General features: G+C 45.1%; 25 protein-coding genes. 6 read left to right on the top strand and 19 right to left on the bottom strand.

The window, feature by feature from the left end; genetic code table 11:
• Window positions 1–17 precede the first annotated feature (17 nt).
• Window positions 18–1,784 carry an L-fucose isomerase gene (locus tag NST40_RS07595; RefSeq protein WP_076277111.1) on the bottom strand — a complete coding sequence of 589 codons (1,767 nt, stop codon included), beginning with the start codon at window positions 1,782–1,784 and terminating at the stop codon, window positions 18–20.
• Window positions 1,785–2,025: 241 nt separating this feature from the next.
• Here NST40_RS07595 and NST40_RS07590 point away from each other — a divergent pair, with 241 nt between their 5' ends.
• On the top strand, window positions 2,026–2,796 hold the full coding sequence (locus NST40_RS07590; RefSeq protein WP_076130709.1) for a DeoR/GlpR family DNA-binding transcription regulator: 771 nt from the start codon (window positions 2,026–2,028) through the stop codon (window positions 2,794–2,796).
• A 41-nt stretch (window positions 2,797–2,837) separates the two neighbouring features.
• Here the strand turns inward: NST40_RS07590 and NST40_RS07585 are convergent, their stop codons facing one another.
• Window positions 2,838–3,545, bottom strand: a complete 708-nt coding sequence (locus NST40_RS07585; protein ID WP_076220130.1) for an SGNH/GDSL hydrolase family protein — start codon at window positions 3,543–3,545, stop codon at window positions 2,838–2,840.
• A gap of 66 nt (window positions 3,546–3,611) precedes the next feature.
• Between NST40_RS07585 and NST40_RS07580 the strand changes: the two genes are divergently transcribed.
• Window positions 3,612–4,586, top strand: coding sequence for an aldo/keto reductase family protein (locus tag NST40_RS07580; RefSeq protein WP_076280513.1), 975 nt, complete (start codon window positions 3,612–3,614; stop codon window positions 4,584–4,586).
• Between the two features lie 82 nt (window positions 4,587–4,668).
• Here NST40_RS07580 and NST40_RS07575 read toward each other — a convergent pair whose 3' ends face one another.
• On the bottom strand, window positions 4,669–7,344 hold the full coding sequence (locus NST40_RS07575; protein ID WP_342410563.1) for a YhgE/Pip domain-containing protein: 2,676 nt from the start codon (window positions 7,342–7,344) through the stop codon (window positions 4,669–4,671).
• 235 nt (window positions 7,345–7,579) lie between these two features.
• Between NST40_RS07575 and NST40_RS07570 the strand changes: the two genes are divergently transcribed.
• Window positions 7,580–8,107, top strand: a complete 528-nt coding sequence (locus NST40_RS07570) for a hypothetical protein (protein ID WP_076220854.1) — start codon at window positions 7,580–7,582, stop codon at window positions 8,105–8,107.
• A gap of 81 nt (window positions 8,108–8,188) precedes the next feature.
• Here the strand turns inward: NST40_RS07570 and NST40_RS07565 are convergent, their stop codons facing one another.
• The 5 genes from NST40_RS07565 to NST40_RS07545 are packed head-to-tail and all read right to left on the bottom strand — an operon-like array spanning window position 8,189 to window position 13,540.
• The gene (locus NST40_RS07565; RefSeq protein ID WP_076125166.1) at window positions 8,189–9,154 is read right to left on the bottom strand and encodes a family 43 glycosylhydrolase; all 966 of its coding nucleotides are present in this window, start codon (window positions 9,152–9,154) and stop codon (window positions 8,189–8,191) included.
• Window positions 9,151–10,443, bottom strand: a complete 1,293-nt coding sequence (locus NST40_RS07560) for a glycoside hydrolase family 27 protein (protein ID WP_342410889.1) — start codon at window positions 10,441–10,443, stop codon at window positions 9,151–9,153. The genes NST40_RS07565 and NST40_RS07560 overlap by 4 nt, the downstream gene beginning before the upstream one ends.
• Before the next feature lie 31 nt (window positions 10,444–10,474).
• Window positions 10,475–10,747 (bottom strand): DUF6171 family protein, encoded by a 273-nt coding sequence (locus NST40_RS07555; RefSeq protein WP_076125168.1) that lies wholly within the window; start codon window positions 10,745–10,747, stop codon window positions 10,475–10,477.
• Between the two features lie 4 nt (window positions 10,748–10,751).
• Window positions 10,752–12,227, bottom strand: coding sequence for an alpha-N-arabinofuranosidase (locus NST40_RS07550; RefSeq protein WP_342410562.1), 1,476 nt, complete (start codon window positions 12,225–12,227; stop codon window positions 10,752–10,754).
• Window positions 12,224–13,540 carry an arabinan endo-1,5-alpha-L-arabinosidase gene (locus tag NST40_RS07545; RefSeq protein ID WP_342410561.1) on the bottom strand — a complete coding sequence of 439 codons (1,317 nt, stop codon included), beginning with the start codon at window positions 13,538–13,540 and terminating at the stop codon, window positions 12,224–12,226. The genes NST40_RS07550 and NST40_RS07545 overlap by 4 nt, the downstream gene beginning before the upstream one ends.
• Window positions 13,541–13,970: 430 nt before the next feature.
• Between NST40_RS07545 and NST40_RS07540 the strand changes: the two genes are divergently transcribed.
• The 3 genes from NST40_RS07540 (at window position 13,971) to NST40_RS07530 (ending at window position 15,674) form a co-directional block, all read left to right on the top strand.
• Window positions 13,971–14,927, top strand: a complete 957-nt coding sequence (locus NST40_RS07540; RefSeq protein ID WP_036675692.1) for a winged helix-turn-helix transcriptional regulator — start codon at window positions 13,971–13,973, stop codon at window positions 14,925–14,927.
• A gap of 131 nt (window positions 14,928–15,058) precedes the next feature.
• Window positions 15,059–15,217, top strand: a complete 159-nt coding sequence (locus NST40_RS07535; RefSeq protein ID WP_036675694.1) for a hypothetical protein — start codon at window positions 15,059–15,061, stop codon at window positions 15,215–15,217.
• Between the two features lie 136 nt (window positions 15,218–15,353).
• Window positions 15,354–15,674, top strand: coding sequence for a hypothetical protein (locus NST40_RS07530; protein WP_342410560.1), 321 nt, complete (start codon window positions 15,354–15,356; stop codon window positions 15,672–15,674).
• A gap of 312 nt (window positions 15,675–15,986) precedes the next feature.
• On the opposite strand, the gene NST40_RS07525 is transcribed toward NST40_RS07530, so the two are convergent.
• The 11 genes from NST40_RS07525 to NST40_RS07475 all read right to left on the bottom strand — a co-directional run bounded on the left by NST40_RS07525 (window position 15,987) and on the right by NST40_RS07475 (window position 24,686).
• Window positions 15,987–16,139, bottom strand: coding sequence for a hypothetical protein (locus NST40_RS07525; protein WP_179087606.1), 153 nt, complete (start codon window positions 16,137–16,139; stop codon window positions 15,987–15,989).
• A gap of 36 nt (window positions 16,140–16,175) precedes the next feature.
• On the bottom strand, window positions 16,176–16,946 hold the full coding sequence (locus NST40_RS07520; RefSeq protein WP_076220669.1) for a class I SAM-dependent methyltransferase: 771 nt from the start codon (window positions 16,944–16,946) through the stop codon (window positions 16,176–16,178).
• Between the two features lie 56 nt (window positions 16,947–17,002).
• A complete protein-coding gene (locus tag NST40_RS07515) occupies window positions 17,003–17,926 on the bottom strand; it encodes a S1-like domain-containing RNA-binding protein (protein ID WP_036675697.1) in 924 nt (307 codons plus the stop codon).
• The gene (gene rsfS / locus NST40_RS07510) at window positions 17,923–18,270 is read right to left on the bottom strand and encodes a ribosome silencing factor (protein ID WP_036675699.1); all 348 of its coding nucleotides are present in this window, start codon (window positions 18,268–18,270) and stop codon (window positions 17,923–17,925) included. The genes NST40_RS07515 and rsfS overlap by 4 nt, the downstream gene beginning before the upstream one ends.
• On the bottom strand, window positions 18,267–18,845 hold the full coding sequence (gene yqeK, locus NST40_RS07505) for a bis(5'-nucleosyl)-tetraphosphatase (symmetrical) YqeK (RefSeq protein WP_076125176.1): 579 nt from the start codon (window positions 18,843–18,845) through the stop codon (window positions 18,267–18,269). The genes rsfS and yqeK overlap by 4 nt, the downstream gene beginning before the upstream one ends.
• Window positions 18,817–19,419 carry a nicotinate-nucleotide adenylyltransferase gene (locus tag NST40_RS07500; RefSeq protein ID WP_076138319.1) on the bottom strand — a complete coding sequence of 201 codons (603 nt, stop codon included), beginning with the start codon at window positions 19,417–19,419 and terminating at the stop codon, window positions 18,817–18,819. Before NST40_RS07500 ends, yqeK begins: the two co-directional genes overlap by 29 nt.
• A gap of 36 nt (window positions 19,420–19,455) precedes the next feature.
• Window positions 19,456–19,749, bottom strand: a complete 294-nt coding sequence (yhbY, locus tag NST40_RS07495; RefSeq protein WP_036675703.1) for a ribosome assembly RNA-binding protein YhbY — start codon at window positions 19,747–19,749, stop codon at window positions 19,456–19,458.
• A gap of 67 nt (window positions 19,750–19,816) precedes the next feature.
• Entirely contained in the window at window positions 19,817–20,689 is an 873-nt protein-coding gene (gene aroE / locus NST40_RS07490) for a shikimate dehydrogenase (RefSeq protein ID WP_076277849.1), read from the bottom strand.
• A 17-nt stretch (window positions 20,690–20,706) separates the two neighbouring features.
• Window positions 20,707–21,834, bottom strand: coding sequence for a ribosome biogenesis GTPase YqeH (yqeH, locus tag NST40_RS07485; RefSeq protein ID WP_076277850.1), 1,128 nt, complete (start codon window positions 21,832–21,834; stop codon window positions 20,707–20,709).
• Between the two features lie 2 nt (window positions 21,835–21,836).
• Entirely contained in the window at window positions 21,837–22,358 is a 522-nt protein-coding gene (locus tag NST40_RS07480; protein WP_036675921.1) for a YqeG family HAD IIIA-type phosphatase, read from the bottom strand.
• A gap of 87 nt (window positions 22,359–22,445) precedes the next feature.
• Window positions 22,446–24,686 carry a transglutaminase domain-containing protein gene (locus NST40_RS07475; protein WP_342410559.1) on the bottom strand — a complete coding sequence of 747 codons (2,241 nt, stop codon included), beginning with the start codon at window positions 24,684–24,686 and terminating at the stop codon, window positions 22,446–22,448.

Raw genomic sequence — 24,686 nt, 5'->3', positions numbered from 1 at the left:
TGCTCCACAAGAAGATTTTAATATAGCGGTCCGAAATTCTGACAGGCTCTGTAATCTGCTCCTTCCAGATTCTCCGTCCCAAATAACGACCACACCCGTGGTCTGAAAATACGTGATTCCTCAACGTTATGCATGCTTACTGGAATGCGTAAAATCGACGCCAGCGTAATCAGATCCGCCCCGATATGGCCATAACTGATCGCCCCATGATTCGCGCCCCAATTATTCATGACATCATATACCGATTGGAATGAACCACTGTTAGTTAGCTTAGGAGCGAACCAGGTCGTCGGCCATGTCGGATCTGTTCTTTGATCCAAAGTATGATGAACCTCTTCAGGCAGCTCTACGGTGTAACCTTCAACAAGCTGAAGAACAGGTCCAAGCCCCTTCACCAGGTTCAAACGAGCCATAGTAACCGGCATTCCGCCTTGAGTTAAATAATCGGTAGAGAAGCCGCCTCCCCGGAAATATTCTTGAGAAGCTGGCCGGAATTGTGTATTGCTTAGACAAGCCTCAGCCTCTTCGTCTGTAATCTCCCAAAAAGGTTTGATTGCAGGCTTACCCTCTATCCTTTGCTCACCTGTACCATCAAGCGCTGCCGAACCAGAGTTGATCAGATGCAGTATTCCGTGAGCTGCTTCTCCTTCCAATTGATGACCCGTCACTCGCTTCACAGCATCGGGACTCCAGAAGGTTCGGACATCCGCAAAGATTTGTGCTGTATTCGTAAGCAAATAATTGAACAGCATCGTTACCCCATTCAAGCTGTCATTCTCTGTCGCTACGAGATAAGGTGCACGTTTGCCGTTCCAGTCAAAAGAAGAATTCAACATCGTCTCCATGAAATCGCCGTTAGGGAAATGGTCCGTCCATTGTCTCTGGCCTTGGAAACCGCCAACAATCGCATTGTGGCCGTTAGCTTCCTCCTCAAAACCAAGCTCAGCGAGAACCGGATTGCCGATCATCAGGTCGCGGGCGATCAATGTCATTTTCACACAGGTCTCCCACTGCTTCTCTTTCTCTTCTGCACTGATTTGCAGATGCGGCGGATTATTATCGGCGCCAACTTGGCAGTTTTCTTTAGTCCACGCTAGCGCACGCTTAAATTCCTCTTTATCATAAATCTCTTCTTCAAAGCGCCGGACATATTCAGACATATCTATATATTCATTGCGCATGCCCAGATACTCTTGGAAAAACTGTTCATTCACAATGGAACCCGCAATCCCCATCGAAACAGAACCCATAGATAAATATGATTTCCCCTTCATTTGAGCAACTGCTAAGCCTGCTCTAGCAAACTGCAGCAATTTAGACTGCACATCCGCTGGAATCTCTTCACTGCTAGACTCTTGAACATCTTCACCATAGATACCAAACGCAGGAATTCCCTTTTGAGCATACGCCGAGAGAACAGCAGCTAGATACACAGCACCCGGCCGTTCCGTTCCGTTAAATCCCCACACGGCATGCGGAATAGATGTATCCATATCCATTGTCTCTGAGCCATAACACCAGCAAGGCGTCACGGTGATCGACACCCCTACGTTAGCCCCGGAGAATTTCTGAGCCGCAGCAGCAGCTTCTTTAACTCCACCGATCGTAGAATCGGCGATGATGCACTCTACAGGACTCCCATTCGGATACCTTAAATTCGCTTCAATAAACTTAGCCACCCGCTGAGCCATGCCCATCGTTTGCTCTTCCAGTGATTCACGAACGCCTCTTCTTCTGCCATCAATGGTTGGGCGGATACCAATTTTCGGATAGTTTTCTATCAATGCCGTTCCTCCTCAAGATCATCTTAGAGTCATCGTTAATAGATCTATTTCTCCTTCATCATAAAATCTGCAAGCGCTTTAGTCAACACAAAACAACATATATTCTAAACAAAAGTGTGGTTTTATGTGATATTATTATTATATATTGTGGTTTTATGTGAATATGTAATTATTTTTAGATTTAAACAACAATGTAGTACACTAGAAAGCAGACGATTTATATATAAAGGTGAGTGAACGAATGAAAGCATTTGAACGACGGGATCTAATTATTAAAGAGCTTTACAGACAGAAGAAGGTCCATGTCGCAGAGCTAGCGCAAAAATTCAACGTCTCGGAAGAGACCATTCGGCGGGATCTAGATAAACTGGACAAAGAAGGTCTTGCCAAAAAAAATTATGGTGGAGCCATTCTCAACGCCCATACCAATGAAGATCCTTCCTACATCAGCAGACATCAGGTCAATATTGAAGCAAAGCGAATCATAGCCGATAATGTACTGCAATTAATCAATGATGGAGACAGCTTGGTGACGGATACGAGCTCAACGGTGTTTGAAGCCTTGCGTAGAATTATTGAGGAGAAAAACAATCTGACAATTATTACGAACTCTCTGGTGGTATTATCCGAATTTCAACACTCCGGTCAAAAGCTGATTTCCACAGGTGGAATTTTAGGCCCCGAGACCAGCTCCTTTGTTGGAAATACCGCTTCACAGACGATTCGAAAATATAATGTGGATGTAGCTATATTCAGCTGTAAAGCATTGTCCATGACAGGCGGGCTAAGTGATTCAAATGAAGAAGAAAGTGAACTGAAGGTGCTTATGCAGCAGCAGGCAAATAAAGTGGTTCTGCTCGTAGATCACTCCAAATTTGACCGGACTGCGTTCATTAAGTTGTTCAGCTTTGATAGAGTGGATTATATTGTTACAGATCAGAAGCCTTCTGAGGAATGGACCGATTTCTTAAATAATTACCATGTATCTCTTATCTATGCGCCCGCTGAGTGATCAGCAGGTGCATAGATAAAGAGAGATAATAACTTTATAACTTAGTTGTTTAAAAGACCACTTTCCAAGACGACCTTCAGCCATTCCCCAGCAATCAGATCATGCCCGGCAGTCGTCGGATGAACGCCATCCCACAGCCAGTAGGCTGCTTCTGCTCTCTCCACAGCTGCATTGAAAGCATCCTGTAAAGGTACATAGACCGTATCAAATTGCTCAGACAGCTGCTTAACCACTCCCTGATAATGTGTAATCTTCGCTTCCCATTCTGCCCACTGTTCAGCTGGAGCTCCGGTATTTAAAATAAAAGGCTCACATAAAACCAGCTTCGTATGTGGCAGAACTTCACGTGTTTCTTCAAGTACGTGACGGTAAGCGCGTTCAAAACGGTCCGTAACTCCACTTGGTTCCCCTTTCATCATTCTCCAAATATCGTTAACCCCAATCAATATACTAATGATGTCAGGCTGCAAGCTAATTGCATCTTCATTCCAGCGTGCATATAAATCGGAGATTCGATCTCCACTCACTCCGCGGTTATAGAATACCAGATTCTCTTCTGCCCGCTCATTCCCTAGCTTGCCACCGATGATATACGCATAGCTATGTCCAAGAATATGATTCGGGTCTTCATCACGACCCCGATTCCCATCCGTAATGGAGTCACCCTGAAATAAGATCACTTTTGATTTTTTAGTAGCTGGATTAGTCATTGAATCTTTCATCTCCTTGATTACTAGTATATTAATCATTCAACTTGAATGTCTCCTATAATACAAGTAAAGTTATCATATAGAATACAAGGAGGAAAGAGAAAAATGAAATATAGAAGACTAGGCAATTCAGGGCTCAAAATCAGTGAGATCGGACTAGGCAGTTGGCTTACATATGGAACAGCAGCAGAGCAAAAGGCAGCCGATGCTTGTATCAGCAAAGCTTTTGAATGCGGTATCAATTTCTTTGATACGGCTAATGCATATAACCGTGGTGAAGGCGAAAAAGCGATGGGTGCTGCTCTACGCTCCTATGAAAGATCATCTTATGTGCTAAGTACAAAGGTCTTTTTCCCCATGGGAGACGATGTTAATAACCGTGGTTTGTCCCGCAAGCATATTATGGAGCAATGTGAAGCCAGCCTCCGCCGCTTAGGCACCGATTATATTGATGTATATTTTTGTCATCGCTTTGATACAGAGACCCCTGTAGAGGAGACTCTACGCGCGCTGGATGATCTGACGGCTCAAGGTAAGATTCTCTACTCCGCTGTTAGCGAATGGAGCGCAGCCCAAATCTCCAATGCTGCTGGTATCAGCCGCAGACTGAATCTGCGTCCACTGATCTCGAATCAACCTATCTATAATATGTTCGAACGTTATATTGAAGACGAGGTCCTTGAAGTATCCCAGCGTGAGGGGCTGGGCCAAGTGGTCTTCTCTCCACTAGCGCAAGGAATTCTGACTGGCAAATATAAACCGGGGCAACAACCTCCAGCAGGAACCCGTGCAGCGGATAATTCAGTTAATGGTGTGATCTCCAGCTACCTCCGTGATGATGTGTTGTCTGTGGTTGGACAGCTGGATGAACTCGCTCACAGTTTAGACCTGAAGCTTTCGCAATTGGCATTGGCATGGATTCTACGCCAGCCTGGTGTAAGTTCAGCATTAATTGGTGCCAGTAAACCAGAGCAAGTTGCAGAAAATGCCAAAGCTGTAGATACGGTACTCTCCGCAGATACTTTGCAGCAAATCGAGGAGATTCTTAAGCCGGTAGCTGATTTTGCTCCTGCAAGATAACCTATTGCGCACTTGCCATATAGTACACAAAAGAGGTTGTGCCAAAAGCCATCACCATGGCTTAGGCACATCCTCTTTTTCTTTAAGAAATCAATTTAGACTCTTCGGCTTGTTCAGAAGCCTTATGGATAAAAGGCTCCAGTGGTTTCTTGAGGAGTAATGCCAGCAAGAGTGCCAGCACACCGAAGATAATCAAATAAATCACATCACGAATCGCCACTTCCGGCAGAATTCCCCCTACCGCCTCCCGCATCAGACTAATTGCATAGGTAAACGGCATATACGGATTTAATATTTGAAAAAAACGCCCAGTCGTACTAATCGGAAATGTACCGCCGGAGCTAGAGAATTGAAGCACCATGAACACGATTGCTATTCCTTTTCCCAGGTTGCCAAATACAGCGACAAGCGTAAATACAATGGTTACGAACACGATGCTGATTAACACTCCAAAAAGTACAAACCACACCTTATTCACCACATAACAGTGCAAAATAAAAATGTTGCCCAGGACAGCCACCAGCCCCTGAAGAATCCCCACCGTAAGGAAGGTCAGCAGGCGGCCAAAATACAATTGATATCTTTTGTACGTTAGCCCCCCCGTATCCACACCTGTGCGGAGAAGAGAGACAAGCAGTGTGCCTCCGACCCATAAGGAAAGTACGACATAAAAAGGAGTCATTGCTGAGCCGTAATTCGGAATGGGATATAACTTATTCTCTTTTAACACTACCGGATTGGCCAAAAAATCACTTTTGCTCTTAATATCTCCTCCGAGCAGTTGCGCAATTTCCCCCAGATCAATCTCTTCTTTAATTTGGCGGATCGTGGAGGCGGCTTTTCGAATCGAGTCTTCCAGTACTGGAAGATCATTTCTCACCAAATCTGCGGCAAGCGCCACTCCTTTGTCTGCACGGGGGAGTCCTGTACGAATCAGCTCCGAGACCTGATGAACCCGCTCTTCTACAGTAGGCAGATCCTGACGCACGAAATTCGCAGCTTGCTGTATCTTTTCCCCTGCAGTAGGTAAGCTGCTCTCCAATAGCGGAAGTGTATCTCGGATGAAAGCACCAAAGCCCTGGGTCTGATCGACAACCCCACTGGCTGCTGTGTGGACCGCTTCGCGTATAGCTGGCAAATCCTGCTGCAGACTAGCTAAGCTTGTCTGCCCGAACTCAATCGCCGACATTGTCTCTTCCAGCAGGGTACCCAGCGCGGGTAAACGATCTGGCACCTGCTGCAATGCGGTAGCTGTGACATCTGCCGCCGAAGTTATTTGCTCCAGTTTATTTTTTATGGCAGGGATAGTCGACGAATCATATCCTGAGATAAGCTTCGCAATCGCCAGCTTCCCAAGACCAGACTTTAGGAACAATTGGTTAATTGCACTGGAATCAGCGTTATCCTTATTCTGAAGGTCAGCCGTCATAGCATTTACCAAGGACTTCTGACTGTTCAAAACACTGTCTACACCTTTCAATGCCGCAAGCTCAGCAATAGACACTGTTTCAGGGGAAAATGTGTTCAATGCATTTAACAAAGAAAGTGTGTGTTCAATTACGCTGCTTCCTGCAGCCAACTGTGCTGAGAGTAACTCCAACTGCTCACGTACAGCTTGCGGCTCGTTATCTTCTCCCTTTAACTGTTCAGCAAGCTTGACCACTGAGCTCTCCGTTTGCTGTAGGAGATTAAGATTTTGTTTGACAGCTACTGGAACAGCTTCAAATGCAGCACTGCTCTTCTCCAAAAATTGCTGAAGCTCCAGAACAAAATCATTTCCGGCTGTAGCAATCTTTTCTGCCTCAGGCAGTGCTGTTAAGGCAGCATTAACGATTTTATGCGCTTCCGTAAGACCTTGCGAGGCCTGAGCCATGATCTGTTCAACTTCACCATAATGGTTATCAAGTTGAACGATTAGCTGTGCCGCTTCTTCAATCTTGGGCAGCTTGTCCTGTAGCCCCCCTAAATGATCTAAGGTACTCGCGATTTGCGGCCAATGCTCAGCAATTTTCTCTAAAGCCTCACCCGCTTTTTCCACCTCTGGCAGCTTATTCTCCAATGTGGAAATACGCTCTGCTGAGGCATGAATCTGCGGCCAATTTTCCTGAATTTTTAATACTCGTTTACCTGCGGTTTCAATTTCTGGCAGGCTCGCCTCTAATTTAAACAATCCTTTTTCTACCTTGCGTATAATGGGCAATTCAGATTGAAATTCCTTATCGATTTGACTTAAAACAGTAAATACCGTCTCACTAATCGTTTCCGTGAAATTCTCACTGATCTGTGTGGTGATTGAAGTGGCGCCCTTATCCGTGATTTTAGGAGCAATCGCATTTATTTTCTCATTGACGGTATATTCGATCTCTGGTTTCACAATCGTTCCTTCAAGAATTCCAGTCATTCGTTTGGAGAAATTAGCAGGGATAACAATACTGGCATAGTAGTCTCCGCGTTTGACACCATTATGTGCAGTCTCTGCATCTACAAAGGTCCAGCCCAAGTTTTTATTGCTCCGAAGACTTTCCATGACCTCATTGCCGATATTAAAATTCTTCTCCTGCACCTTAGTACCTTCATCTAAGCTGGTAACAGCAATTTTAATGCCAGAAGTATTGCTATAAGGATCCCATACTGACGCAACGTTCACCCAATCATACACGGAGGGCAATACCACCAAAGCGGCAACCAGCAATACGGCCACAGGAACTCTGAATAAATTACGCCAATCGTTCCTATAAATCCGTAGTATTCCGCCCATTCGCTGCTCCCCCTAATCTGCATGTTTTGATATTTTAATATGCCCGAGGAGACAAGCTTTTACTATTCATTTTAGGAAACTCATGACTTCTCATTGCTTTTTAAAAAAACTTTTAAAAAAATGCAACAAAAACTGCTCTTCTCACGTAAAGAGTAATATAAACCCGTTTAAGAAAAAACAGAGCGGGTAATAAGTTCTATACAACGTCTTACATATCTCAAGGGGGAGATTAATAATGTTTAAGAAAAAGTCAGCGTATGTGTTACCGGTTGTTGTTCTGTTGTTTCTTTCCCTCATTACTTCTGCAAGTACCATTGGAACACGGGTAGATGCGCAAGATAGTGACAAGACCCAGCATCAAACAGTTTACTTTCATACTATTGAATCCGACCATGGCAAGCTCTCCGGTACGACCGATGAAATAAACTGGTATCAGGGTGCTGATGCTGATCGAATCTTTGCTGAAAGAGATCCAGAAGCTGCAGCAGAAATAGGCGGAGCTCCAGACAGTTATTATATTGTAAATGATGTTGATACTCTGACAACTTATCCGATTGCGGATAACGCCACAGTGACGATGCAAATTTTTGATCACACTGGCAATATGGATGACTTGGATATCAACTGGAATGAATCCATCACCTTACAGCAATTTATGGATCAATTTAATAAAACGGATGTCATCGACTTGAGCCAGTTCCCGTATCACATCACCATTCAGGACGGCGTAATTACTTCTATCGTTCAACAATATATACCTTAAGGTGCAACATAAGAAAGAGGGTTACTCAGCAGCCATGTAAATGGCTTATAAGTAACCCTCTTTTTTTATTTGCTTAACGAATTATTGTTTAGCTGCATCCTTAACGGGAACCCCAAAATTCGGCGTACCATCTTCATTCCAATGGAAGACTTGAGCACGAGTATGACGGTTCGGATCGTACAGCGGATCGCCGGTAATTTCTTTATAATTGCGGCAGTGGTAGATGAGTACATCTTCCCCATTTTCATTTACAGTAAAGCTGTTATGACCCGGTCCATATTGTCCATTCTCTTCATTGGTCTGGAATACCGGTTCCGGCAGTTTGGTCCATGAAGTGGCATCCAGCAGGTCGCTGTCCTCATCTGCAACTAAAAGTCCCATGCAGTAATTGAAGTCCGTAGCGCTAGCCGAGAAGCTGATAAAGATACGGCCGTTACGTTTAAGCACTGCAGCTCCTTCGTTTACCTTGTACCCAATAATCTCCCAGTCATATTCAGGAGTAGCAATCATGGTCTGAGGACCGGTTAGCGTCCATGGATTACTCATTTCCGAAATATACAGGTTAGAATTCCCCTCAATATTCAGATCCTTCTGTGCCCATACATAATACAATTTTCCTTTGTGTTGAAAGGTGGTTGCATCCAATGCAAAGGATTCCCAAGCGGTTTTTACCTGGCCTTTTTCTACCCATGTTCCTTCTAAAGGATTGGCAGATTCATTCTCAAGAGCAAACATACGGTGATCGAATAATCCATCCTTCGTCTCCGTAGTACGCGCCGCCGCGAAATAAATGTACCATTTCCCGTCAATATAATGGAGCTCTGGTGCCCAAATGTTTGCACTAAGCGGACCCGTCTCATATTTACGCCAAGCTACAACCGGTTCTGCAGCAGCCAATCCCTCGATTGTTGTTGCTCTCCGTACTTCGATCCGGTCGTATTCTGGGACAGAAGCAATAAAGTAGTAATAACCATCTGTATGTTTATATACCCATGGATCAGCACGTTGCTCCACCAATGGATTTTTATATTCTACACTCGTATTCATAATCTCTCTCCTCTATTTAAACTTAACAATACAGAACCATGCTGTGGAAGAGTTTGAGAAATACCTTCGTTAACCACTTCCAAATCGCGGCTTTGCCATAGATCACGTATAGTACTAGGAATTGAAACCTTAAGCTGCTCGAACGACACCTGAAGCGTTAAAGCTTCATCGCTAAGATTAAACAAAGCTACATAATGGTTACCTTGTTCATCCTCAGATGTCCAGATCGCATGCTCCTCATTTAGCGCCACCTGTCTGCCGCCTTTACCATAACGATGCAGATGAAGCACTTCCTTATTGGTCAATAAAGATAATGTCCAATCATCATTGTCCCGAAGTTCTCCTCCAAACATTAACGGGGAGCGGAAAATACTCCATAGTGTCATCATGGTGACCTGCTCGTCATGAGTAAACCGCGTGAACCGGTCTCCCCCGCCATCTACAGAACGAATGCCCAGATGACCTAACGGCAGCATGTCACAATCCGGCCAATGGCCCGGCTGCACATAAGGAGCCCATTTCTCACAGCGCTCAAACATCCCGCGCAGCAAATGCCAATGATCCCAGTAATCATCGGTCATTCTCCAAAGGTTAGCGTGTCCGGCTAAGTGTTCAGCCTCTTCCACTGGAGCAGGTCCAGGCGAAAGACTGAGCACCATCTCGCGACCGCTGCGGTCAATAGCCTTACGGATCATAGCAACTTCTTCTTTGTGATATCCATAAATGCGTGAAGCGGCAATATCATCCACTTTCACATAATCCACACCCCAACTGGCATACAACTGGAACAGCGAGTCATAATACGCCTGACTGCCTTCTTTTGAAGCATCTACTCCATACATGTCCGTATTCCATGGACAAATAGAATTTGGGTGAGCCACATCGCGTGCGGTTTGCTCAGAGCCTAGAATGGCACTGGCCGCATGAGCAGCCTGACGCGGGATTCCGCGCATAATGTGTATGCCGAATTTCAAACCCAATCCATGTACATATTCAGCGAGTGGCGCAAACCCTTTGCCTCCCGCTGCGGAAGGAAACCGGTTCTCAGCAGGTTGAAGTCTGGAGTACTCATCCATAACCAGCGGTACAAAGTTGCGATACTGCGAAGAATTCGCTCCAGGCTCATACCACTGAATATCCACAACTACATATTCCCAACCAAAGTCCTTCAAATGGGTAGCCATATATTCTGCATTGCCTCTTACTTCTTCTTCATTTACACTGGCCCCGTAACAATCCCAACTATTCCAGCCCATCGGGGGCGTAGCAGCTAACAAATTTTGTTTGATGATTTTCACGTCCTTTTCAAAAACTTAGTATTCACTCCCAGCGAGGTGCCAAGGGATAAGGGCAAGTAGAGTCCTGCAATCTTGTTCTTACCTCTACAAGACAGCCACAATAACGGCAAGTGCTACCAAATTGCAGGCCAGAGCAATCTCGGCAATGTTCAATACGCTGCAAATATTGCTCCTCCGGTGCTAAAGGTCTTTCTCTAGTGGCTATTTCTATTAAACGCTCCAGTTTTTCTGGGCTTATTCTCATGTTCTCATCACAGCTTTTGCAGCGACGGTTTTTTTCTTGGTTCTCTGACATGATGTTATTCCAGAGTCAAGACTACCACGGAAGCAGGTGGAAGCTCACAGCTCAGCTTTTCACCTAATAAAGACGCACCCTCAAAAGCTACTGGAGTAACTGTATCCGGTGCCTCAAACGTATTGTGCGCTCCCAGCACGGAATGCGTTAAAATCTGACCTGTCACTTTGCTAAAGCTAACCTCTTCAATACCAATACTTAGCGATGCGCTGTCCTTATGGCTCAGGTTACAGAGTGAAACATATACTTTGCCATTCGTATCACGAGATGCAGAAACGCTAATCTGTGGAATTGTAAGCTCCCCAAACGTATAATCAGGGCTCTCAATAGTAACTTCAAGCAGTTCATTATCCTGATGCTCTTTGTACATTTCAAATACATGATAGGTAGGCGTTAGAATCATCTTGTCGCCCTCCGTCAGGATAAGGGCTTGCAGTACATTGACCACTTGAGCCAAATTCGCCATTTGCACACGACTGCTATGCTTTTGGAAAATATTCAGCGTTACCCCTGCTACCAATGCATCTCTGAGTGTATTCTGCTGATACAGGAACCCTGGATTCGTACCAGGTTCACTTAAGAACCAAGTTCCCCACTCATCTATAATCATTCCAACCCGCTTATCCGGATCATATTTATCCATTACCGCTGAATGTTTGGTTATCAGTTCATCCATATGCAAGGTTTTTTGCATAGTCTCAAACCATTCGGCTTCATCAAAAGCTAAAGCGTAACGTTTCTCTTCCCAGCTTCCAGGAATCGTATATGAATGAAGACTGAGACCATCCATAAACCGTCCAGCTTCGCGCATTAACACTTCCGTCCAATTATAATCATCAACGTTGGCGCCACCAGCGATTCTATAGATCTGATTTTCACCATAATTGCGCACATATGTCTGGTAACGTCTGTACAAATCTGCATAATATTCTGGACGCATATTGCCGCCGCAGCCCCAGTTCTCATTACCTACACCAAAATACTTCAACTTCCACGGCTCTTCACGCCCATTTTCACGACGCCAGTCCGCCATCGGTGATTCGCCTTCAAAGGTCATATATTCAACCCACTCCGACATCTCCTGAACAGTGCCACTGCCAACATTCCCGCAGATATACGGTTCACAATCCAGCAACTCACATAATTCAAAAAACTCATGCGTCCCAAAATGATTATTCTCGACGACACCGCCCCAGTGCGTATTCACCATCCGCTTACGGGTTTCTTTTGGACCGACGCCATCCTTCCAATGATACTCATCGGCAAAACAGCCCCCCGGCCAACGAAGGACAGGAATATTAACTTTTTTGAGTGCTGCTAGGATGTCATTGCGGAAGCCCTTGGTGTTCGGAATCGGTGAATCTTCCCCCACATAGATCCCGTCATAGATACATCTGCCCAAATGCTCGGCAAAATGACCATATAGATATTTGCTGATCTTATTAATTCCTTTACCTGCATGTAGCTTGATCGTAGTCATCTATTCTCTTCTCCATTCTTTTGCTTACCCCAGATGGAAATTCCATTTTCATTTAATCCAGTAAATACAAGGGTCTGAGTTTCTTTCTCCCAATCCCATGACGGAAGCAATTGCACCTTCTCTATCCGGCCTCTACCCTCGACAACATCATTCCAGACCAAGGTCAGGACTCTGCATCCATCAAAAGACCAGCTTCCCTTTCCATTCGCACCTTCCAGCTTAAAGTCAGAGGATAGACTTATGACGGCAGACTGAATCTGGCCATCCGCTGAGGGGTCCATTACAATCCATTCCCACTGTCCTGCGATTAGCTGTTCTGGAATATCCTGTTCCACTTCACCCGCATACCGTTCTGGAGATACAACAGGCCAACCATCCTCTGTCCACAGAATTCGACGAACCTGTAAATAGGACCAATGTTTATCGATTTCACCACGTGCATGATGAACTATATAATAGCTGCCATCCTCATGAAGAACTGAGTTATGGCCGGGAGCAATCCAACCTGGATCTTGTCCAAAGCGATAGCCACCCAGTATTTTATTGCCGACCTCATATCGGGGTTGATGCGCACTATCAGTCATATCTCGTCCGTTATAATCCACATATGGGCCGGTAATAGTATCTGCACGAGCGACACGAACGTTATAATCCTCAAACAGGGAGTCATAGGAGACGAACAAATAGTATTTTTTGAATTGCTCGTTATACACTATGTACGGTCCTTCAACTGCTCCATCTTTAATGGTATTATCCCGTTTAGCGATCAGCGTACCAAAACCTTCTTGCTTCGGTTTGCCTGTTTCCGCATTCAGCTCAATGATATGAATTCCACCAAAAAAAGAACCATACACCATCCACATTCGCCCATCTGCATCCGTAAGCACATTGGCATCAATCGCATTCAGTGAATCTTCAGCACGCGTCTGAATCACTACACCTTCATCGGTCCAAGGTCCCTCAATAGAAGCTGAAGTTTGAAGTCCGATTAGTGATTGTCTACTTCCGAAAGATGAGGCCGAGTAATACATTCGATACTGTTCACCGTATTTCAATACATCGGGTGCCCATAAATTAGTAGCCCCTGCCCATTCCTTCGCAACTTGGGGAATTCCCGGCAGCGCATAATGAACCCATTCCCAATGGATAAGATCCTGTGATTTCCGAACCATTACGCCTGGACGTAATTCTCCTCCGACTCTTATGTCGGTAGAAAAAACATAGTAAACCTCATCTGTTTTAATAATGCCTGGATCATGTGTGTTGTGAATCGTCCATAAAGACTCGATATCAATCACTGATAGATCATACATTGGCATGTTCCCCGGGGAACTTGGAAAGACAAGATCTGATGTTTTTTTTACCATTAAATTATCACCTCAGAAATAGCAACAGATTGAACAGCAATAAATATTAAATTTAAAATGAAAAAATATGTATTCGCTTACAATATAAAATAACATATATAAAAAGCCTTGTAAATATATTTCTATAAACCTTTTTATATTTATATGAAATTAAACTCGAAATAAATGAATTATGGCGAAATAACAGCCTTTTTCTTTAGATTAATTCTTTATATGTTTAAATTTTACTAAATCAAATAAAAATCATGCCAAAAATCCCTCTTATATTCGTACATTCTACAAAATAAGGAAGTATACTTTATTTATATGCCTTATTAGTTTATAATTTTATAAAATAGTATAATTTATGACGTAATCGGAAGAAGGTATTGATAAAATGATTTATATTAAAGATTTAATGAGTGGATTAGAAATTTTTAAGGCACTAAGCTCAGAAATCAGAATTCTCATTTTAGAGCTCCTTGCCACCAATCAAGCCTTGAACCTGAATGAAATTGCCAAGAAACTGAACCTCAGCAACGGCGCCATCACCATGCATATTAAAAAGTTAGAAGAAAGCGGTCTCATTGAGATAAACACATCAGTGGGTAAGCACGGTATTCAAAAGGTCTGCTATTTAAATAAGGACAAGCTTATTGTTGACCTTCGCAGCAAGGATGTTGATAATCTTTACGAAGTAGAAATTCAAGTAGGTCATTACAGCAACTATCAGGCTGTTCCAACTTGTGGACTGGCTACCAAAGACAGCATCATCGGGGATTTCGACGAGCCGCGTTATTTTGCAGATCCGCAGCGAATTGAATCCGAAATTATTTGGATGGCTGAAGGGTTCCTCGAATATAGAATTCCGAACTACCTTAAAGCCAACCAAACGTTCCGCGAAATTCAGTTCTCGATGGAGATCGGCTCTGAAGCTCCTGGGTCTAACGATAACTATCCGTCCGACCTTTATTTCTATTTAAATGGAATTGAAATCGGATTCTGGACTAGCCCTGGCGATTTCGGAGATACCCGGGGAACATTTAACCCCGATTGGTGGCCTCCGCACCTAAACCAATACGGTATGCTGAAGCTGATCCGTATCAATAATGAAGGCAGCTTTATTGATGGCTGTCGGATTTCTGACGTGACCCTTGATGATATCCAATTGGATTACAAAAGTGAACTCACTTTCCGTATCGCAGTAACCGACAAACCTACAAACAAACGCGGACTCACGATTTACGGAAAACATTTCGGCAATTATAGCCAGGACCTACTGGCACGTGTGTTGTATGATGTACATGAAGTTGGAGAGGGCCTCCCTCGTAACGCTGTTATAATAGCAGAGTAACAACCCCACTTGAATAAAAAGACCCTAGATTCAGCTAACGCTGATTTAGGGTCTTTTTGTGCTTCGTATATTTTTTCGATATTGAACCATAATAACTTTGTCTCCCAAACCACCGAGAAGGAGTGTTTCGAATGCGTGAAGGTCTAATTCCCGCTGTTCTTGGAACCGTCGTAACCGCTTCTAGCGCCGCTTTTCTTGGAAGCAAGTATAAGATGGCAGCAACAGGCGTACTTGGATTTGGTCTGGCTCATGTCGTATTGGGTGCCATTGATCTGTTTGAGCATCGGTAAGGATTGGAAGATGCCGGGTGGTATGAACACTGCCCGGTTTATTTTGTATTTCTTATGTTGGCGCAATTACAAGCTGCTCCAACAGATGATGTCATAAAAAAACAGCGCTTCTCCTGATATCGGAGAAGCGCTGTTTATGATTGGGTCACTGGCTGGTTGCTCCAACCTTGTCTCCATCATCTCACGTATCTCACGTGGCTTACGTGGCTTACTGGCTTACGTGGCTTACGTGGCTTACGTGGCTTACGTGGCTTACGCGGCTTACGTGACTTACGCGGCTTACGTGGCTTACTGGCTTACGCGGCTTACGTGGCTTACGTGGCTTACGGACCCAGATGACGTTATTTGCATATTTTTAGCTCTTGGAGCATGTTTTCGGACTCCAGTGACGCTATCCATTGGAAAAAGACCAATATTGGACGTTTTTCAAGCCAATAGCTGCAATGGAGTCCGATAGCACCCAAAATATTGGAAAATGCTGCGTATAAGGTCCGCTGGGTCCAATAGCTACTACTAATACGTATATCTGATGGTACTTGTGCATGCATGCGTGATGGGTAGTGAAAACCCACACGCATGCGGCAGCGGTAATGCATGAGCATTCGAGAGCGGGAATCCACACGTTTACGCCGGCGGTGATGCATGAGCATTCGATAGCGGGAATCCACACGTTTACGACAGCGGTAATGCATGAGTATTCGATAGCGGGAACCCACACGCTTCCGCAAAGCGGCAATATATGAGCATTTCACAGCGAGAACCCACACGCTTACGCCAGCCGTAATGCATGAGCATTCAATAGCGGCAACCTACTTGTTTCCGGCAGCGTCAACTTATGTGCTTCCAACAGCAGCATTCCACTCGCTTCCCCCAGCAATAAGCTAAAGTCAAAAAAAGGGGCTGTCCCAGCAGCTATTTTCATAGCTTATGGGACAGCCCCTCTTAGCATTTTGAATAATTATTTTATAGCTACATAAAATAATCGTTCAGCATCATCTTCTGCCTCTACCCACTCGAAATCGGCGTAGATCTTCACATCACTAAACCCAGCCTTAAGCAGTTCTTCCTTCATCCAGTTAGGATCGTAGGCGCGCTGAATATGGGTCTCTTCGAATCGGCGATAGCGATCGCTATGTCCGTCTTCACGGGCAAAAATGGACAGATGATGTTCAATTTCGCGGCGTGGAACATCCATCTCACAAGTCCAAATATAAGAAACAGATGGCTCGTCCAGAATAAAGGGCTGTTCTTCTTCATAACGAATTAGTGTGTTTGGATGATGCACATCGAACAGGAAGGTTCCGCCTTGCTTTAACCCTGCATAGGTACTGGCAAAAACAGCGCTGATGTCATCCTCTTCCAACACATAATTCAGACAATCACAAAAGGAAATCACAGAATCCACCAGCTCCGGAAGCTCCCATTCCTTCATGTTTTGTCTAACCCAACGAACACTGCCTTCGCGCAAAAAGCGCCGTCCCTGGGGATGCTCCTCCATTTTGCGCTGTGCCACTGAGAGCATGTCAGAAGATAAATCGATTCCGGTCATATGATATCCTGAACCCGCCAAAGGAATTGTAATACTTCCTGTTCCGCAGCCAAGCTCGGCTACAGTTAACGGTTTGCCGTATTTACTCCATGCGGCTTCAGCAAAGGATATCCAATCTGGATACGGCATATCTGCCATAAGCTCATCGTATACATAAGCAAATTTCCCATAGGAAGACACAATTACACCGCTTTCTATAACAACATTTTATAAATTCCGTCTATTGAATCGTAAGCTTAATCCGTCGTTTCTTCTTGCCCTTCGGTTGTTCCTTCTTCATTATCCTTAGCAACAAGATACGTCCAGTTCTCTTTTTGAGTAATATGGCCTTCCTTCATCAGCTTCCCAAGTGCACGCTTGAAGGCGGATTTACTGATTCCGAACCGTTGTTTGATAATATCTGGCGGCGTAGCATCCGAATAAGGCATCGCTCCACCTGGACGAGCATTTAAGAACTCCAAAAGTGCGGCAGAATCTACATCCATCCCCACTTCTTTACGAAGACCCATAGAAAGGTTAACACGTCCATCTTCACGGATATGAGAGACACGTGCTTCAAACTGCTCACCAAGACGCAGCAGACGGCTCCGCTCCGAGGAATGGACCATACCGATAATCCCAAAGCCTAGCACACCCGCATCCACAAGTACAAAAGTACCCATTTGCAGCGGCTTATACACTCGGGCGGTTACAGTCTGTCCCATCCAAGATTCAGGTGCAGGCAGAGCTAGAGGAGCAAGCTCCTGTTCTCCGGCCAGCTTGGCACGCAGACGCCCCTGTTTATCATGCTCCATGATCGCAAACACATAGTCCCCAACCTGCGGACGCAGCTCTGGAAGCTCTGGAAGCTCACGGATAGGCAGCAGCAACTGACGTCCAAGACCCATCTCCAAAAAGCAGCCCAGACGCGGATGAATATCAGCCACTTCCAATAACGCCATCTCGCCCAGCGTCAGAAATGGTTTTTTCATCGTTGCCGCAAGACGGTCCTCGGTATCAAAGAAAATGAAAACTTCAACTTTATCGCCGGCTTTTACCTTCTCTGTCAGCTCCGTATAATGCAGCATAACATCTTGGTCTCCAGCATTCAGAAAAAATCCGTATGGCGAAACTTCCCGCTCTACATGAAGTGTAACCGTAGTTCCTGCAATCAGGCTCATACAGTCTCCACAACCTTGGCATCGGACCACAGACGCTCGATATTGTAATATTCACGCTCATCGCGGTGGAATATATGAACGATAACATCGCCAAGATCCATCAGCACCCAGCGTGCTGAATCCATGCCTTCAATCCCTTTGATCACTCCGCCTGCTTCATGAACCACTTTACGGACTTCGGTAGCGATCGCCTGTACCTGAATATCCGAGTTACCGTGACATACGATAAAGTAATCACTGATTGGTGAAACATTACGTAGATCTAGTGCCACGACGTTCATTGCTTTTTTATCTTCAACAGCCTTAAGGGCCAGTTCTAACAGCTTGCTTGGTTGTACACTCATATTTTATCCTCCAATATTCTAACTAAATCATTACGCGCCAGTACCGTTAAGGGGAAAATCACCCGGCGTTTCTCCAGTAACAAACTAATCGTAGAATCAAACCCAGCGACTAATCCTTCTTCCAAACTTACTTGTGCCTTCTCGCGTATCTTATCAACCCCGGGAAAATCACGCCCAGGCTCGATGTAGTCAGCTAGGCAGACGATCTTTTCAAGTAAACTCATGTCTTCACGGCCTGAGGTATGGAAACGAATCGCATTGATAATATCAGGATCCGTAATCCCATAGTCTTTCTCAGCTACAAAGGCGCCTACTTCCGAATGCCACATCTGCTTGTCATACACCAGAAGATCCAAATTCAATTGATTTTGTTCAATGATCTCCTTCATACGCTCAACCGGCCAATACTTGGCCACATCATGCAGAATTGCTGCTGTCTCTGCACGCTCAGGGTCAGCACCATATTGCTTCGCCAGTTGAATAGATGTCTCCATCACGCCGAGTGTATGCTTCCAGCGCTTATCAGGCATCTGTGCGGAGACCGCTTCAATCAGCGCTTCGCGGCTGTATGCCATACAATCCACTCCTTTGAACATAATCGAACACTGCCTCTGGAACCATATAACGAATAGATTTACCTGCTGCCGCCCGTTCTCTTAACATCGTTGACGAAATATCCACCAGTGGCATATCTGCAAGCAATACCTTCTTTGCTATAAAGTCTGGCAATGCATCTAGATCAAGAGGTGTTCCCGGACGACCCACACCAATAAATGTAAGCCGTTGCACCAGTTCTTCAATCTCGTTCCATTTCGGCAAATACTGGACCATATCCGCTCCAATGATGAAATATAGATCGAAATGCGGATACTCCTCTTGCAGACGTCTTATGGTCTCATAGGTATAGGAGACGCCACCTCTGACCACTTCCCAATCTAATGTGCAAAAAGCTTCGTGATTCTTCACCGCTTCCTGCACCATGGCTAGTCGGTCTTCTCCAGATACACCCGCCTCATGTTTATGAGGAGGGATATGTGAAGGCATAAACCATACCTCTTGCAGCCCATAAGTATCTCTTGCGGCTTCCGCTGCCATCATATGACCGATATGAAGAGGATCAAAGGTACCTCCCATAATTCCAACTTTCAAGAGGACGACCTCCTCGGTAAGGTATACTTACAGCTATTAACGCGGCAGCTCAATGGTTTTGTTATCACGTGATTCTTTGTATAGAACGACAGTCTTACCGATCACTTGCACAAGCTCAGAACCCGATTGTTCAGCCAGAGCAGCGCCAATTTCCTTGGGATTCTCAATATTATTGCTCAGTATACTAATCTTCATAAGCTCGCGCTTCTCAATAGCTTCTTCAATATGGCGTACGAGGTGATCATTTACTCCACCTTTGCCCACTTGAAAAATAGGATCGAGATGGTGCGCCAATGAACGAAGATACCGTGTTTGTTTACCAGTTAACATAAATGAATAACTCCTTAATTAACATATATTATTACCTATTATTACCCTAACTTGATGATTCCATTTCTTACTCATTTCCACCCAAGCAATCGAGAATGGTCTGCCGCATGATTTCCGTAGGTGCAGGCTGCCCTGTCCAATACTCCAGTGCATAAGCTCCCTGATAGACAAACATACCAAGGCCTCCATGAATCGTACAGCCCCGTTCGAGTCCTTCCAACAATAGCCGCGTACGCAGCGGATTATAAATCAGATCGCTTACGACCATTCCTTCACGAAGCAGTCCAGGATCTATCGGTGTCTCATCCATATGAGGATACATACCTACGGAGGTAGTATTGATCAGCACGTCTACACCACTTAGCATTTCTGCTACTTCGTTCATGCTAATCCCGATGACATTCCCTTTGCTCCGGCACTGTGACGCCAAGTCCTCTGCCTTATCAACACTGCGATTAGCAATAATGATTGAAGAAGGCTTCTCCTGAAGTAGTGCGGCAACAATTCCTCTTGCTGCTCCACCGGCCCCGATAACCATAATCTTCACACCAGACAAATCAGAAATAGCTTCCGCTTTGAGCGAACGCACATAACCGATCCCATCCGTATTATATCCGGTGAGCACTCCGTTATCATTAACAATCGTATTGACTGCACCAACGGCTACTGCACTCTCATCTAATACATCCAAATATTGCATCACCGCAACCTTATGCGGAATCGTCACATTCACTCCACGGAAACCAAGCGTACGGATCGCTTGCACCGCATCGCCCAGCTTCTCCGGGCGGATGTGAAGCGGTACATAAGCACCCGGAATTCCCAGCGCTTGCAGCGCTGCTTCATGCATAATTGGAGATTTGGATTGTATAATAGGATCTCCCATTACACCGAGTAGAATATTACCGCTATTGTAGCCTTCGACTGCAGTTGTAGACAATAGATTATCCTCCCTCGTTAAATCATCGAAGGGCGGGTAAGCACCTTCACACCACGCGGAACATGAATGGCCACAACTGCACCTTCAGTCCCATTAACCTTAATCCAGCCCAGACCCGAAATGTATAGATCGGTTCTGCTGCCCCGGTTAATCCGGAACTCATGCCGCTGCCAAGGTGGCAGCTTGTCCATCCGGTCACTTCCCGGTGGAGACAGCATTTCACCGCGATGATCCTGATAGAGGGAATCTGCGCGTTCCAGCTTCGTGCGATGGATTTTTAAAGTACCACTAATAAAGCAAGTGAAGGATTGATGCGGGCCTTGTACGAAATCAAAACGTCCCAATCCACCGAAGAAAAGAGTCTGTCCTTCGTTCAACTGATAGACTGTTGGCTTCAAAGGATTGGCAGGCATAACTGCATCCAGATCCTGACGCTCAACTAATTCACTATAACGCCAAGGATACACAATCCCTGGAGTATCTATAATGTAGTGGCCGTCATCCAATGGAATTTTGACTGTATCGAGTGTTGTGCCAGGGTAACGTGAAGTCGTTAACTCCTGCTCTAAATCGCTATAGTCCGAAATCAGACGATTAATAAGCGTGGATTTGCCCACATTGGTAGCACCTACTACATATACGTCGCGTTGACCGCGCAACTCCGTTACGGCTTCCAGCAAACGGTCAAAACCTTGATTGCGTTTCGCACTGCAAAGTACGATTTCAGCCGTCCGCAAGCCTTCCTCTTTACAGCGCTGCTGCATCCAGTTACGCAACTTGTTCCAGTTTGTAACTTTCGGCAGCAAGTCACATTTATTCACTGCAAGAATAACAGGGTTATTGCCAACAAACCGCTGCAGGCCGGAAATCAGACTGCCTTCGAAATCGAAGATATCGACAATATGAATAACAAGCGCATTCTTCTCTCCTACTCCACTCAGCAGGCGAAGAAATTCATCCTGATTCACCGAAACAGATGAAGCCTCATTATAATTTTTAATCCGGAAACAGCGTTGGCAAATCACCGGGTCCCGTTCAAGTGCAGCCTCCGGAAGGTATCCTGGTTGATCCTTATGCTCCGTCTGAAGCTTGATGCCGCAACCGCTGCACTTCTCAGGACGCTGTGTTTCGCTTTGTTCGTTCATTACTATTTATCCTCCTCGTGCCACAATCCTTTTTTGCGAAGCCGTGTCAGAGCAACCCGCTCTACGCGGCGATTAAACCTTGTGCCGAACCCCTCGTCCTTGACGGAGATTGGCAGTACCAAAACAGTATACAGGCCAAGGCGATTGCCGCCGTATACATCAGTAAGCATTTGGTCTCCCACCACAATCGTTTGTTCAGGGGGCAGCTCCATCTGCTTCATCGCTTTGAGAAAAGGAGCATTACTCGGTTTACGAGCCTGGTGCACAAATTCAATATTAAGCGGTGTTGCAAAGCGGGACACCCGTTCCATGTTATTGTTAGATACGATGATGAGCTTAAAGCCCAGTTCCTTCACCTTTTCGAACCATAACAACAGCTCCGGAGTAGCCACAGGCGCTTTGGCACCGACCAGTGTGTTATCCAGATCCGTGATGATTCCGCGATATCCCTGTCTATACAGCTCGTCCAGAGCAATATCGAATACCGTATTCACCCGGAGTTTGGGAACTAACATTTCAAACAATACGTTCACCTCGATTTCATACAAAAAACTATAACATACTCCTTGCGCATCGCAAATAAATCTGTAGCTATACTTTCACGCAAAGTGTTATTTCTTGGACCTCATTTTTCTCCGCACCCACAAAGCTTCAGTATACACGCTCTGCCAGTCTTTGTCTTCAATAACCTCAGGGCTATATTTCGCCTTTTCGAACATTGTTAGTAGCGAGTGTAGATGATCAGCCACTGCCGGCCGTTCTCCACTCCAGCGATCTACGGCTTCACGTAAAGTTTCGTGTTCTTCTTTTAGCATTCCCTTGCGATGCAAATACCTTACCCAACGCTCAGTTTCCACCACTACTTTCTGATCTGGCGTTAAAGGCCGGCCATTGCGCAGCTGCTGCATGAAGAAGCGAAGCTTAAAGCGTCTATGCCAAACTATAAAAATCGCCCAGGACAGCAACACCACTACAGCTGCCACAACAACCCATAGACCTACATGAAACCCTTGATCTTCTTGTGCGTTATTCACAGGCGCTGGTGTAGGTTCTGCCTGCTCTTCTTGATCTTCTGGCTCGACTTCAGGGGTTTGCTCACTCTGAGTTAGAAGCGGAATATTAAATCCAGGTGTAGCTTCAACTGGAATCCAACCATAATCACCAAAATAAACCTCAGCCCAAGAGTGGGAATCCGCATTGGTAATTGTATAGTTATTATTCACTGTGCCTGATTGCTGTTGTGCCGGATTCATTGGGATTTCAGGCTGTTCCCCAGGTGCGTACCCCTTAACCCATCGTGCAGGGATGTTCAGAGAGCGCGCCATAGTAACCAGTGCCGTAGAATAATAATCACAGTAACCTTCCTTTAACTCAAACAAAAACCCTTCTACAAAATCGTTGCTTGTGACACGTGATATATCTGGATTATTGGTATATGGAAAGGTTTGTTGTAAGTATTGTTGCAAAAGCGCTGTTTTTTCATACGGCGTTTTTCCTTCAGCCGTGATTTCCTCAGCCAGCTCCCTGACTCTTTTAGGAAAATCGTTAGGCAGTTGAAGAAACATTTTCTCCAAATCGTTCCCTTTATATAGCTCCTCATACGTCTTTGTTGTCAATTCTTGAACAGGAATTACAGGAACCTCAGACGTTAACTCAAAAGTAGACGGATAAGCGAGTTTCTTCCCATCCACATCCCAGATCAGCTCGCTGTCTCGGCTTCTCCAGGAGAGTCCATCTCCAGCTTTTTCCCCATTTAAAGAATCCACCGAAGATACTGAATAAGTGCCAAATAGTACGGGAAATTCATTATTATTAAGCACGGTTACTGTTTGTTTCAGTGTTCGTGTATTTACTTTAGAACCCACACTGCTCTCTAAAGCTTCACCTACATCCACCGCTTCTAGAGGTCCCCGATTTAACCGGTCTCTATCGACCCAACCTCTTCCGGAATATAATCTGCGCGTTTCTCCCCGCATATAAATACGCAAATCAGAAACCACTGTCATCACCGGTGTATAATCGAAGGCAAAGCCGCCACCTAGTTGATCATCATTCAGACTATAGCCTGAGGAAGTATTGTTAGTAGGGGAGACAGAACCCATCTCAGATTTCGTGGTCCCAACTGTGCCCTTCCCAGAAGACTTCCCAATCCCATTCCATTCTTGCCAAGCGGTATAAGGATCGGTTAGGGTAGGCCTTACCCCAGGCATATTCACTCCAATTAGGATGACCAAAGAGAAGACGATGGCAATATTAATGACTATTTTCGTGGGATATTTCAACAGATGCACCCAACCACGCGGATAATGAAGCTGGAAACTTCTCAGATGCTGGCTGACCAGCCAGCCCATCCCCGCAAATACCGTCCAGGCTACTTCCTGCCACAAAACAATAGATGTAAAGGAATCCAAGGCAGCCAAGGCCACTATGTTCATTCCTATAAACCATAAAATACGTCTTTTTGAGGATGCCCACCAAGACGACAACAGCAGCAGGGCTGAGGCTCCGAGAGCAAACCAGATATAGGGCACCATATGAACTGCAATATCCTGCAGTCTGTCCGGGAGGGTTGTTGCCCAAGGATCAGCAACGTATATACCATAATTGATAAGTATCCGATAAACGATATAAATAATAGCTGCCGCTTCAATAAAGAGCCTTATTTGAACTTTAACAGGAATTATGATTTCAATAACAGTGATCGTTATTAATGCAGCCCACACAACAGTAGTTGTCTGTCTTAACCAGATAGGCTCTGTATAAGAGACCCACTGGTGGGCTATAATCAAAAGCCACAATAGACCTAAAGAACGGTGCCAGGAGAATTTCATCTGATTCCACCAGTTTCTCAT

The organism is Paenibacillus sp. FSL R10-2778 (assembly GCF_038593035.1).
Lineage (GTDB): Bacteria > Bacillota > Bacilli > Paenibacillales > Paenibacillaceae > Paenibacillus_AQ > Paenibacillus_AQ odorifer.
This window is presented reverse-complemented; position numbering and strand designations above follow the sequence as displayed.